The organism is Stenotrophomonas sp. PS02301 (genome assembly GCF_029959485.1).
In the GTDB taxonomy this organism is placed as follows: Bacteria; Pseudomonadota; Gammaproteobacteria; order Xanthomonadales; family Xanthomonadaceae; genus Stenotrophomonas; species Stenotrophomonas maltophilia_Z.
Genome location: NZ_JASCOO010000019.1, coordinates 11,566 through 23,413 on the forward strand (window position 1 = coordinate 11,566; position 11,848 = coordinate 23,413).

General features: G+C 68.9%; 11 protein-coding genes. 3 read left to right on the plus strand and 8 right to left on the minus strand.

What is annotated here, in order from left to right; all coding sequences use genetic code 11:
• Positions 1 to 77: 77 nt before the first annotated feature.
• Genes QMX81_RS07485 through QMX81_RS07500 form a run of 4 tightly spaced genes read right to left on the minus strand, consistent with a single transcriptional unit; the run spans position 78 to position 2,714 of the window.
• A complete protein-coding gene (locus tag QMX81_RS07485; protein ID WP_282260164.1) occupies positions 78 to 1,340 on the minus strand; it encodes a sigma-70 family RNA polymerase sigma factor in 1,263 nt (420 codons plus the stop codon).
• A 55-nt stretch (positions 1,341 to 1,395) separates the two neighbouring features.
• Entirely contained in the window at positions 1,396 to 1,806 is a 411-nt protein-coding gene (locus QMX81_RS07490) for a VOC family protein (RefSeq protein WP_282260166.1), read from the minus strand.
• 27 nt (positions 1,807 to 1,833) lie between these two features.
• The gene (locus tag QMX81_RS07495) at positions 1,834 to 2,256 is read right to left on the minus strand and encodes a VOC family protein (protein WP_282260168.1); all 423 of its coding nucleotides are present in this window, start codon (positions 2,254 to 2,256) and stop codon (positions 1,834 to 1,836) included.
• A gap of 38 nt (positions 2,257 to 2,294) precedes the next feature.
• Positions 2,295 to 2,714 carry a YciI family protein gene (locus QMX81_RS07500; RefSeq protein ID WP_282260171.1) on the minus strand — a complete coding sequence of 140 codons (420 nt, stop codon included), beginning with the start codon at positions 2,712 to 2,714 and terminating at the stop codon, positions 2,295 to 2,297.
• Positions 2,715 to 2,903: 189 nt separating this feature from the next.
• Between QMX81_RS07500 and QMX81_RS07505 the strand changes: the two genes are divergently transcribed.
• Positions 2,904 to 3,278: a YciI family protein gene (locus tag QMX81_RS07505; protein ID WP_282260173.1), complete on the plus strand. Its 375-nt coding sequence runs from the start codon at positions 2,904 to 2,906 to the stop codon at positions 3,276 to 3,278.
• Positions 3,279 to 3,284: 6 nt separating this feature from the next.
• Here QMX81_RS07505 and QMX81_RS07510 read toward each other — a convergent pair whose 3' ends face one another.
• Both QMX81_RS07510 and QMX81_RS07515 read right to left on the minus strand, forming a co-directional pair.
• The gene (locus QMX81_RS07510) at positions 3,285 to 5,324 is read right to left on the minus strand and encodes a gluconolaconase (protein WP_336619083.1); all 2,040 of its coding nucleotides are present in this window, start codon (positions 5,322 to 5,324) and stop codon (positions 3,285 to 3,287) included.
• 249 nt (positions 5,325 to 5,573) lie between these two features.
• A complete protein-coding gene (locus QMX81_RS07515; protein WP_070426523.1) occupies positions 5,574 to 6,347 on the minus strand; it encodes a lytic transglycosylase domain-containing protein in 774 nt (257 codons plus the stop codon).
• 282 nt (positions 6,348 to 6,629) lie between these two features.
• Between QMX81_RS07515 and QMX81_RS07520 the strand changes: the two genes are divergently transcribed.
• Complete coding sequence (locus QMX81_RS07520) at positions 6,630 to 8,234, plus strand: EAL domain-containing protein (protein ID WP_121042389.1); 1,605 nt, start codon at positions 6,630 to 6,632, stop codon at positions 8,232 to 8,234.
• 9 nt (positions 8,235 to 8,243) lie between these two features.
• Here the strand turns inward: QMX81_RS07520 and QMX81_RS07525 are convergent, their stop codons facing one another.
• Both QMX81_RS07525 and QMX81_RS07530 read right to left on the minus strand, forming a co-directional pair.
• A complete protein-coding gene (locus tag QMX81_RS07525; RefSeq protein ID WP_226956650.1) occupies positions 8,244 to 9,218 on the minus strand; it encodes a polysaccharide deacetylase family protein in 975 nt (324 codons plus the stop codon).
• A 79-nt stretch (positions 9,219 to 9,297) separates the two neighbouring features.
• The gene (locus tag QMX81_RS07530) at positions 9,298 to 10,500 is read right to left on the minus strand and encodes an MFS transporter (RefSeq protein WP_282260189.1); all 1,203 of its coding nucleotides are present in this window, start codon (positions 10,498 to 10,500) and stop codon (positions 9,298 to 9,300) included.
• 307 nt (positions 10,501 to 10,807) lie between these two features.
• On the opposite strand from QMX81_RS07530, the gene QMX81_RS07535 reads away from it, so the two are divergent.
• Positions 10,808 to 11,710, plus strand: a complete 903-nt coding sequence (locus QMX81_RS07535; protein WP_121042383.1) for a LysR family transcriptional regulator — start codon at positions 10,808 to 10,810, stop codon at positions 11,708 to 11,710.
• Positions 11,711 to 11,848: the final 138 nt, after the last annotated feature.

The following is an 11,848-nucleotide window of genomic DNA, read 5'->3' on the forward strand; positions in this document are numbered from 1 at the left end:
CGGGGGTCAGCCCCAGTCATGCTTGTGAAGGGCGCAACGATAGCCGCAACCATGCAGACCGACAAGATGAGATTGCGTCAGCCTTGTGCCAGAGCCTCCGCGCGCGCCTGCAACAGCGCGCGTTCGCGGCCGTTGGCGGTCAGCGCTGCTGCCCGCTCGAACGCCGCCCGTGCGTCGGCCGCACGGCCCAGCTGGGCCAGCAGGTCGCCCTGCACTACGGCCAGCGGCGCATAGCCGCGAAGGCGCGCATCAGCGCTGAGCTGCTCGACCAGCGGCCAGGCCGCCGCAGCTCCCTGCGCACGCGACACGGCAACGGCCCGATTGAGGTCCACCACCGGCGAAGGCTGCACCTGCGCAAGCCGCGCGTAAAGCGCCGCCATCCTTGCCCAATCGGTGTCTTCGGCGCGGCGTGCGCGTGCGTGGCACTCGGCGATGGCCGCCTGCAGTGCATAGGGATCGTCACCACCACCGAGCGCAATCGCCTGCTGCAGGGCCGCCTGGCCACGAGCGATCTGCAGCCAGTCCCAGCGCGTGCGGTCCTGGTCGGGCAGCAGGATCGGTGTGCCGGTCGCATCGGTGCGCGCGGCGGTGCGCGATGCCTGCAGTTCCATCAACGCGAGCAGCCCGTGCACCTGCGGCCAGCTCGGCAGCCGGCTGGCCAGCACGCGGCCCAACCGCAGCGCTTCATCGCACAACGCCGGGCGCATCCAGTCATCGCCGGCGCTGGCCGCATAGCCTTCGTTGAAGATCAGGTAGACCACCTCCAGTACCGAAGCCAAACGCTCCGGCAAGGCAGCTTGGCGCGGCACGTCGAACGGCACCTGCTTCTGCGCCAGGGTGCGTTTGGCACGCACGATGCGCTGGGCGATGGTCGGCTCCGGGGCGAGGAACGCGCGCGCGATCTCCTCGGTGGTCAGCCCGCCGAGCAGCCGCAGCGTCAACGCCACACGCGCATCGGCGGCCAGCACCGGATGGCAGGCGACGAACATCAACCGCAGCAGGTCATCGCCGATATCGTCTTCCAGTGCGTCGCTGTCGTCCGGCGCCGGCAATGGCAGGGGCTCCAGCTCACTGCCGTACTGCGCATGCTGGCCGGCGACGCGCTGGTGCTGGCGCAGCACATCGATGGCGCGGTTGCGCGCGGTGGTCATCAGCCACGCTCCGGGATTGTCCGGCACGCCCTGGCTGGGCCAGCGCTCCAGCGCGGCCAGCCAGGTGTCCTGGACCAGCTCTTCGGCACGGCCGACATCGCCGCCAAGCAGGCGGGTCAGGCGGGCGGTCAACACTGGCGATTCCATGCGCCAGATCGTCTCCAGTCGTTGCGTCAGTGCCGTGTCCATGCGGCCGATCAGAGCACCGGTGCGGCCGGGGCACAAGCCGCACCGCGGCGTGCCGTCACCCGGGTTCGCCCTCCATGTGCGCGATCTCCCACAGGTGCCCATCCAGGTCCTGGAAGCCGCGCTGGTACATGAAACCGTAGTCACGCGCGGGCTGCGGCTCACGGGCACCGGCCTTCAGCGCCGTGTCCACCAGCACATCGACCGCCTTGCGGCTCTCGGCCGACAGGCAGGTGATCACCTCGGTCTGGCGGCGTGCATCGCTGATCGGCTGGGTCGTGAACTGCGCGAAGAAGGTCTCCACCAGCAACATCACGAAGATGCTGTCGCTGATGATCATGCAGGCCGCTTTCTCATCGGTGAAAGTCGGGTTGAAGGTGTAGCCGAGGGCGGCGAAGAACGTCTTGGACGCCTCCAGATCGCGCACCGGGAGGTTGACGAAGATCATCTGCTGCGTCGTGCTGGTCATGCGGAGGGTTCCTGTTGAGCGGAGGAATCAAGGCTGCTTCATGCAGTTGACCATCCACGGCTTGCCGTAGCGGTCGATCAGAAAGCCCCAGCGATGGGCCCAGAAGGTTTCGGTCATCGGCATCTTGATCTCACCCCCGTCGGCCAGCGCCTTGAATACGCGCTCGGCCTCGTCGATCGAGTCGAGCTCGATGTTGATCGTGGTGCTGCCCTGACCGTCCGGCGACGGGCCATCGGCGGCCATCAGCACCGCCGAGCCAACCTCCAGCTGGCTGTGGGCAACGTGGTCCAGCGTTTCCGGCGGCATCTCGCCACAGCCCTCCTGGCTCTCCATCGGTGGCATATCGCGGTACTTCATCTCCGAGGTGACCTTGCCGCCGAGCACCTGCGCGTAGAAAGCCATGGCCTCATGGGTCTTGCCGTTGAAGCCGAGGAACGGAATCAGTTTCATGGGAATGCTCCAGGAATGCTCCAGGCATGCGGGATGGATTAATCGGCCGTGCCGATCTGGTCGCGCAGACGTTGTTCCTGCGCCTGTAATTCAGGAGTGAAGGCATCGCCGAAATCCTCGGCGCTGAGAATCGGGCGGAGCTCGACCACATCGCCCGGGGCGAACGGGGCGCGCTTGAGCCATTCGGTGGCCTCGTCCAGCGAGCGCACCTGCCAGAGCCAGAACCCGCAGACGAGCTCGCGGGTTTCGGCGAACGGGCCGTCGATCACCCGCGGCGGTTCGCTGCCGAACGCCACCCGGCGTGCGCGCGAGGTCGGGTGCAGGCCCTCGCCCGCCAGCATGATCCCGGCCTGGACCAGCTGCTCGTTGTAGGCGCCCATGGCGCGGATGTCCTGCTCGGTAGGCAGTTGACCAGCCTCGGTGGCTGCCGTCGCCTTGACCAGTACCATGACTTTCACGGGGTGCTCCTGTGTGCCAGCCCGTAACCCGGGCCGTTCACTGGATACAACGTACCCGCGGGGCGGAAATCGACACGCCGCACGGATGTATTTTTCCGCTCCTGAACAGGGCGCCGCTGCGGCGCTGCAACACGTCACGGGCGCGGGCTGGGGCATCATGCGCGTTCCCCCGCTCATCCCGGTCCGGCCATGCAATTCCTGTTGCTGATCTATATCGACGAAGGCCTGTTGCAGGCCCTGCCCGGCGACGAGTACGACCGCCTGATGCACGACTGCCTGCAGCACGCCGACCGGCTGCAGGCCGAAGGCACGCTGGTGCTCGCGCAGAAGCTGGAACCGGTCGACAGCGCGCGCACCGTACGTGTGCGTCAGGGCCAGACCCGGATCACCGATGGCCCGTTCGCCGAGACCCACGAACTGTTGGCCGGCTTCAACCTGATCAACGCGCCGGACCACGCCGAGGCGATGCGCATCGCCCAGCAATTCCCGTGGTCGCGTTTCGGCAGCATCGAGGTGCGCCCCCTGGCCGACATGGACGCCGAGCGCGTGCGCGTCGGCGCCTGATGTCGCTCAGGGAAGCAGCGTGATCTTCAGATCGCGCGGGCCGACCGCCTCATTGCCACTGTAGTCGCGCGCACTGGCACGCAGGGTGTACTCGCCGGCCGGCAACGCATCCGGCTGCCAGCGCCCGGTCTCGACCAGCCCATCGCGCACGGTGTTGGTGACCAGATAGCGGAACCGGGTGACCGCGCTGCCATGCACGGTGATGCCACTGTCCGGCGCATAGGCCACGCGGGTGGCGCTGTCTTCGCGCGGCATCCGGTTGAACACGATGTTGAAGCGCGGCTGCTCGTAGCCGGCCAACGGCTGGCCCTGCGCATCCAGCACCTGGTAGCCGACCTGGTACAGCCCCAGCCGCCGCCGTGGCAGATTGCGGTCCACCTGGTCCCACGCCTCCACGACGATCTGCACGCCCGGGCCCTGGCGCGGGACCGCAACGCGGCCATCGGCGCCGGCCTGGATCGGCTGATCCAGATCGTCCAGCACGGCCACCTCGGTGATGCGCGGCGCGAAGGTGTCGGCGTAATCGATGAAGCCCAGCGCCACCGCATTGCGCTCGAAGCCACTGGCGCCCACGCTCAGGTGGACATGCGCCATGCGGTTGATGCTGCCCAGCGCTTCGCCGGCGGCGAAACGGGTGCCGCGACGCACGCGGATGCGCTCCAACGTGCCGTCCTCACCGGACACCTGCTGCCAGCGCGGATCGAACGGACGATCGCGCGGGTCACGGCCGACCTTCATGTGGATGTACTTGAGCCGGCCCAGCGAAAGGCCTTCGGCCTGGCCGCCGACCGACCACGCCGCGAACGGCGTATCGACCTTGCCGTCGGCAATCGCCAGCACCGGCTGACCGACATCGCCGCGGATGTCGAAGCCACCGTGCAGGTGGTGGCGACTCTCGCCCTTGAAATCCCCGCGCACTTCACCCAGCGTGCCGACCACCTCATGCCACCCGTCCTGCGGGGCCAGTGGCCAACGGCCGGCGGTGTCGGGCAACGGCGCGTCCGGTGCCGGGCCGATCAGGGCCGGCGGCGCAGTCTGGCCCGCGGCCAGCGCACGCAGCCGGTGCACCCGGTAGGACGCGGCATCGGCCAGATACAGCCCGCCATCGGCATCCAGTGCGAGTGCGGTCGGCCGGGCGAAGCGCGGCTGCGGCGGCACACCGGCCAAGGCCAGCTGATGACCCTGCGCCGAGATCTGCACCACCTTGCCGTTGATGTCGCTGGCGTAGATCACCCCGTCATGGGTTACTGCCACGGACAGGGGCCCACTGAGCAGACCGCCGTCGGCCACGCGCGTGCTCAGCGTGCCATCCGGCGCAAGCTGGCGGATCGCGTTGTTGAACAGGTCGGCGATCAGCAGGTTGCCCTGCGGATCCAACGCCAGCGCCACCGGCGTATCCAGGCGGGTGGCCGCGCCGATGCCCTCCACCAGCCCTGGGCGCTCACCACCGGCGACGGTATGCACCCGTCCGTCGGGTTCGATGACGCGGATGCGGTCGTTGTAGGTATCGGCCACGTACACGCGGCCGCCGGCATCCACCGCCACGCCCATCGGCCCATCGAAGCGCGCCTGCGCGGCCGGGCCATCGACGAACCCCCGCTGGCCATCACCGGCCAGCGTGCTCACCGTGCCGTCCACCGCGATGCGGCGGATCACGTGATTGCCGGTATCGGCGACGAAGACGTTGCCGGCCGCATCCAACGCGATGCCGGACGGTGTATTGAACTGCGCCTGCAGCGCGGCGCCATCGCGCCAGCCCTCGCCGTGCCCGGCCAGCGTGTCCACGCGGCCGTCGGGGTGAACGCGGCGGATGCGGTTGTTGTCGCCGGCATCGGCGATGTAGACCACGGCGTGCGCGTCCACCGCCAGCCCGTAGGGATCGGCGAAGCGCGCCTGGGCGGCGGGGCCTTCGGTGCTGCCACCGACACCGTCGCCGGCCAGCACGCTGAACTGCGGCGTCCAGCCGAGCACGGTCGCCACCGGGCCCGGCGGCGGCGCGGGCGCGGCCGGTTCGCGCAGGAAAGTCCATGCCAGGGCCGCCGCCATCAGGGCTGCTATCAGCACCACCATTGCCCATCGTCCGCGCGTCATCGCTGTCCTTGCCTGCTGCTGTTCGGGACACGACCTTAGCCGCTCGTGGCGTGCCTGCAAACCCTGCGCGGCGACAGCGACCTGTGTGGATGCCTCGTTCCTGTTTCAATACGGGCTGACGCCATGGAAGGACGTACCGCATGAAACCAGTGATGTGCGGCACAGCGCGTGCCCAGCGCGGACGTTCCGCCCTGAAACGCCGCGCTATTTCGCCGGCGTTTCCACCTTGAACCCCATCGCTTCGCGGTAGCGCACGTACAGCGCACTGACCTTCTCCACGTAGGCCAGCGTTTCCGCATACGGCGGCACGCCCTTGTAGCGCGTCACCGCACCGATGCCGGCGTTGTACGCGGCGGCCGCCAGCACGCGGTCGCCCTTGTAGCGGCGCAGCAAGGCCTTCATGTAACGCGCGCCACCGCTGATCGACTGTTCGGCCGAGAGGGGATCGGCCACGCCGTATTCGGTGGCGGTATCGGGCATCAGCTGCATCACGCCCTGGGCGCCCTTGGGCGAGATCGCGCCCGCATCGAAGCCGCTCTCGGCATGGGCGATCGCGCGCAGCCAGGCATCGTCCACGCCGGTGGCCTTCGCGGCCGCCTTGAACTGCTTGGCATGCCGGTTCAACTGCGGCGTGCCGACCTTGCCCAGGCCTTCGTGCGCCGGCTCGCCCGGGGGCGTGGCCACGGTGAACTTCAGGAACACGCGCGAGCCGGGCAGGTTGCGGGTGGAGTAGACCAGCGCACCGTCCTGCTCACGCTCATACAGCGTGCCGCTGAAGACGCCCATGTTGCCCCACAGGTTGGGGGTCTGCACGGCGTTGTCGTCGATCTGCTGCGGCGTGCATCTGGAGCCCGGTTCGGGTGCGGTGGCCAGGCTGACCGTGTTGCTCTGCACGCAGCGATAGACCGTGCGCGCCGATGCCAGGCCAGGCAACAGCAACGACAACAGGGCCAACGCGGCAGGCAGGGTCGGATTCATCGGGCTCGGATCGGGGCACGGAAGGGTGCGGCGCGATGATCCGGCCGGGGGCGCGAACCGAAGGTGAATACCGGGTCGCTATGCCGGCAAGCGCCGGCGACCTGCCCAAGGGTGACGGATTCAACCCCTAATGGAGCGTCCCGCCTCCTATCCCGCCCGTCCCGGCGCGCGGCATTGTTTCAATCCCCGCGCACTGATGGTCATATAGCGGCTCGGGGCGGTGAGTCCCCTGGCCCGCCGGGCTGCCATGGAACCCCTTTTCGACTAGGCATCGAGGTCTGCTTGAACCGCGTCAGGATCATTGCCGTCACTGTAGTGCTCGCCCTGCTTGGCGCCCTGGTGCCGATCGCCACGGTGTTCTATTTCACCTGGAGCCGCGCCAGCGAGTTCGAACAGGTGCGGCTGCAGACCACCGCCGAGCGCACCCTGCAGCGCGCGCACCGCGCCTACGAGGGCGCGTTGAACACCCTGCGTGAACTCAACCGCAGCACCCTGGTGCCCTGCTCGCCCGAGCACCTGCAGGTGATGCGCGGACTGGTGATGCGCACCCACTCGGCCGAGCAGATCGGGTACTTCGAGAACGGCCGGCTGGCCTGCACCTCGTGGGGGCCGATGGACCCCGGGGTCGTGCAGCCCCCACCGACCTATGTCACCGCCGAAGGCGCCGGCATTACGCTGGACATCCGTCCGCTCGCCGGCACGCCGCAGCAGCCCTTGATGGCCCTGAGTTACGGCCACTACGACATCCTGATGGATCCGGCGCGGTTGATCGATGTGATCGTCGATCCCAACGTGCGGCTGGCCGTCGCCAGCCCCGACGGACGGCTGATCGCCCAGCAGGACATCCAGGACCAGGCCCTGCTGCAACGGCTGCTGCGCGAGCCGGCAAGCGGTATCGAAGGGCAGACGCTGTATGCCACCGCGCAGGACCAGGAATGGCTGGCCATCGCCACCGCCCCACGCACCGATCTGGTTGCCGCATTCCGCCACCAGATCGGGCAGTTCATTCCGCTGGGGGTGCTGGGCGCGCTGGCGGCGATCGGCGGCGTGGTGTGGCTGTCGCGGCGGCGGCTGTCGCTGCGAGGCGAACTGGCCACCGCCGTGCGCAGGCGCGAGTTCTTCATGCACTACCAGCCGATCATCGAGCTGGATACCGGCATCTGCGTGGGCGCCGAATCGCTGGTGCGCTGGCGCCGTCCCGACGGCAGCCTGGTGCGGCCGGATCTGTTCATCCCGCTGGCCGAGGAGGCCGGGCTGATCGAGGCGCTGACCGACCAGGTCATCGACCACGTGATCGCGGACATGCGCGCGTTGCTGGTGCAGGACCGCAGCGCGCACATCGCGATCAATCTGGCCGCCGAGGATGTCAGCAGCGGACGGGCACTGAAGGTGCTGAGCACCAAGCTGCACGGGACAGGCATCCATCCCCAGCAGATCTGGCTGGAGGCGACCGAGCGCGGTTTCATCGATATCCGCCGGGCGCGCACCAGCCTGGCCAATGCACGGCGGATGGGGCACTGCGTGGCGATCGACGACTTCGGTGTCGGCTATTCCAGCCTGCAGTACCTCCAGCAACTGCCGCTGGATGCGCTGAAGATCGACAAGTCGTTCATCGATGCGATCGGGACAGACAGCGCCACCAGCCCGGTCACCTCGCACATCATCGACATGGCCAAGACCCTCGGGCTGTTCACCGTGGCGGAGGGCGTGGAAACCCCGGCCCAGCTTGCCTACCTGCAGGCGCGCCAGGTGGAGTTCGGGCAGGGCTGGCTGTTCTCCAAGGCCCTGCCGCCGGCCGAGTTCATCGCGTTCCACCAGCAGCGTCAGCAGCAGTACGGGCAGGCACCGGAGGACATGCAGAACCCCAACAGCGACACGCCGGCCTGAGCGGTTGCGTTATTCCGCCTCCAGGCCGGCCAGCGTCATCACCCACGCCGGTACCTGGGGCTCGCCTGCGTAGAAGGCCTTCGGTGCGTTCTCCGCCATCGCCCAGCGCTGGATCCAGCTGATGCCGCCGGCCCCGTTGTAGCCATCGGCATGCTGATACGCCGGATCCTGCAGGGCCACCTCCAGCGAGATGAAGCGATAGCCGCGCCGGCGCGTGGCTGCGACCAGTTCTTCCACACAGTCCGCGCTGAGCGCATTGGCGTGGATCAACCACACCTGTGCAGGCAGCCGGCCCAGCAGCTGCTGCCCCTGCTGCTCGTAGTAGTCCAGCTTGTTGAGCATGTAGGGCACATAGCCACGGCGCAGCTGGCGCAGGCGGGCCTCCCGCGCGATGGGATCGCTCTCGGTATCGCGCACGTGATCGTAGGCGAACGCCCAGATCCACTCGCTGTTGTCGACCGTCACCGGCGCGACCTGATAGCCGTGCTGCTGCAGGAACACGCCCAGCGCAGCACGTTCTTCCGGGGATTGCCCGGCACGCAGATAGGGATGCCGGAACCAGCGCGGTGCCTGCCCGGTTTCGGCCAGCAGTGGGCGCAGGGTAGCTTCACCGCGCAGGATGTCCTGCTCATACGCGGCCAAGCCGATCGCATGCAGATCGACATGGCCGAACGTGTGGTTGCCCAGCTCGAACCCGGCATCGCGCCAGTCGCGCAGCATCTGCACGCGCGCAGGTTGCACCTGTCCATCCACCTCGAGTTTGACCTCATTGACGAACCCCACCACCGGCACGTCGGCCCGCTTCAGGGCTGCGATCAACTGTGCATGACGGGCGGCAAGCGCCGGCTCGGCGCGTTCGTCCAGACGCTGCCAGGGCAGATCATCGATCGTCAGCGCGATGCGTCGCTCCGGCTCGGCTGCGTGCGCGCTGCCGGCCACGCACAGCAGTGCCAGCACACCCCATCGAACGAATCCCTTGCGCACCCGCTGCTCCCATCGCGATACCCGGCCCCAGCATAGCGCCGGGTATCGCGGCCCACCTTGCCGTGTGCGGCGGCTGGGCTCAGTGCGCGATCGGGGCCCACGCACGCGGCTGGCGCAGCACCACCACCAACGTGGCCAGTAGCAGCACCAGCAGGACCGCGGGCAGCCAGCGTTCACCGACGGTTTCCAGCATCACGCCGCCGACGATGCCCGCCAGCGCGATGGCCAGATTCCAGCCCGTCACCACGAACGACTGCGCGATGTCCCCGGCCTCGTCGGCACGACGCGCCACGGCAGTCTGGAACAGCGTGGGGACGCCACCGAAGGAGATTCCCCAGACCACCGTGCCGATCACCAGCACCCACGGCGAGCCCGGCCACAGGCCGAACGCCACGGCCGAGAGTGCAAAGGCTACCGTGCTGGCGACCACCAGCGCGCGCAGCCAGCGGTCCACCAGCAGCCCGGTGATCCAGATGCCGACCAGCGCGGCCACGCCGAACACCAGCAGCAGGCGATCCAGCCAGGCCGCCGCGCCGGACAGCGCCGCAAACGGTTCGATGTAGGTGTAGAGCACGTTGTGCGCCAGCACGTACAGGAACATCGTCAGCAACGCGGTGCGCATGCCGCGCAGCCGCAGTACGTTGCCCAGCGGCTGCTGGGCCGCCGCGCCCGGGGCCGGCAAGGGCGGCAGCACCAGCCGCGCCCACACCAGCAGGCCGACGCTGAGCAGCGACATCAACCCGAACGCCCAGCGCCAGCCGATGGTCTGGCCGAGCAGCGTGCCGGCGGGGATGCCCAACGACAGTGCCAGCGGCGTGCCGACCATCGCCACCGCGATCGCGCGGCCCTGCAGCTGCGGCACCACCATGCGGCTGGCATAACCGGCCACCAGCGACCACAGCAGGCCCGCGCTGATGCCCGCGCAGAAGCGCGCGACCAGCATCAGGCCGTAGTGGTGCGTCATCGCGGTGATGGTGTTGACCACCACGAAGCCGGCGATCGCGGTCAGCAGCAGCGGGCGGCGCGGCCAGCGCCGGGTCAGCGCGGTCATCGGCAGCGCGGCGACCAGCGAGCCCAGCGCGTAGATCGTGACCAGCTGGCCGACCAGCGCGCGGCTGACGCCGAGATCGGCGCTCATCGGCGAAAGCAGGCCGGCCGGAAGCGCCTCGGTGAGGATGGTGATGAAACCCGCGCAGGCCAGCGCGAGCAGCCCGCCGAACGGCAACCGGCTGGCGGCGTTGGGCTGGGGGATGGCGGTGGAACCGACCGCGTGCCCGCTCATGGGCGCGCCTGGGTGGGTAGCGCATCGAAGGAGGTGGGCTCGCGGAGCTCTGGTAGGGAGGACATGGGGGCACCAGCAGAAGGGGGAGCGCCACGGTAGGCGGTGAGCCGCCAGGGAAACAGCCGGTTGGCGCTCCGCACATTCCGGACCGGCCAGGCCGCAATCGGTGAAGTGCCCTCCCGCCAAGGTCTTCGGCCGGAACCAAGCACCGGCGCACCGCAGTGTTGCGGGCCGATGCCCCCGCCTCCCGCCCCGCCAGCGCTGCCGACCGCTACAGTTCCCCCCTTCCCCCCCCGTGCAACCGCCCATGTCAGCCTTGGACAATCTCGGCAACCTGCAGACCTTCGTGCAGGTCGCCGACACCCGCAGCTTCGTCGAGACCGGCCGCATGCTCGGCATCTCCGCCTCGGCGGCCGGCAAGACGGTGTCGCGGCTGGAGCAGGCACTCGGCGTGCGGCTGTTTCATCGCAGCACCCGCAGCGTCACCCTCACCGCCGAGGGCGAGCGCTTCCTGGTCCGGTGCCGGCGCATCCTCGATGAGCGTGACGCCGCCCGTGACGAGCTGGTCCAGCAGACCGAGGCGCCCACGGGGGTGCTGCGGGTCAGTCTGCCGCTGGTCGGCGACATCTCGCTGCCGCTGCTCACCGAGTTCATGGCCGCGTATCCCGGCATCCGCCTGGAGCTGGATTTCGATGACCGGCTGGTGGATGTGATCGAGGAAGGCTTCGACGCCGTGCTGCGGGTCAGCGAGCCGACCGACTCGCGCCTGAGCGCCCGACAGCTCGGCGTGTTTCCGCGCTATCTGGTCGCCTCCCCGGATTACCTGGCCCGCCGCGGCACCCCATGCGCGCCTGAGGATCTGTTGCACCACGACTGCCTGCACTACCGCTTCCCCAGCAGCGGCAAGCTGGAGCCGTGGCCGCTGCCGCAGACGCCGGGCGCCGCGCCGCTCGCACTGCCGGTCTCGATGGTCAGCAATACGATCGAAGCGCGGCTGGCCTTCGCGCTGGCCGGGCGCGGCATCGCCTACATCCCCGAGCACTCGGTGCGCGAGGCACTGGCCGACGGCCGCCTGCAGCGGGTGATGGCCGACCGTATCCATGCCTGCGGCACCTTCTACCTGCTGTGGCCCTCCGGCCGTCATGTGCTGCCCAAGCTGCGGGTCTTCATCGATTTCATCAGCGCCCGGCTGACCGGCGTCAGCTGCTGAGCAGGCGGCGTTCATCGCCCTGCCGCCGGGCGGTTTTATACTGGCCGCGCGGCAGTCAGCCGCCTTTGTTGCCGAGGTAGGCCTACATGCGCCATTGATGCCGCCGTCGTCTGACGGCCCGTCTCCACCCACCTGTTC

What these genes read in the sequence shown, in the direction of transcription:
- QMX81_RS07535 (WP_121042383.1), top strand. Translation starts at nt 10,808, where the DNA reads ATGTCAGCCTTGGACAATCTCGGCAACCTGCAGACCTTCGTGCAGGTC.
- QMX81_RS07490 (WP_282260166.1), bottom strand. Translation starts at nt 1,806, where the DNA reads ATGACCAGCACGACGCAGCAGATGATCTTCGTCAACCTCCCGGTGCGC.
- QMX81_RS07485 (WP_282260164.1), bottom strand. Translation starts at nt 1,340, where the DNA reads ATGGACACGGCACTGACGCAACGACTGGAGACGATCTGGCGCATGGAA.
- QMX81_RS07495 (WP_282260168.1), bottom strand. Translation starts at nt 2,256, where the DNA reads ATGAAACTGATTCCGTTCCTCGGCTTCAACGGCAAGACCCATGAGGCC.
- QMX81_RS07505 (WP_282260173.1), top strand. Translation starts at nt 2,904, where the DNA reads ATGCAATTCCTGTTGCTGATCTATATCGACGAAGGCCTGTTGCAGGCC.
- QMX81_RS07530 (WP_282260189.1), bottom strand. Translation starts at nt 10,500, where the DNA reads ATGAGCGGGCACGCGGTCGGTTCCACCGCCATCCCCCAGCCCAACGCC.
- QMX81_RS07515 (WP_070426523.1), bottom strand. Translation starts at nt 6,347, where the DNA reads ATGAATCCGACCCTGCCTGCCGCGTTGGCCCTGTTGTCGTTGCTGTTG.
- QMX81_RS07510 (WP_336619083.1), bottom strand. Translation starts at nt 5,324, where the DNA reads ATGGCGGCGGCCCTGGCATGGACTTTCCTGCGCGAACCGGCCGCGCCC.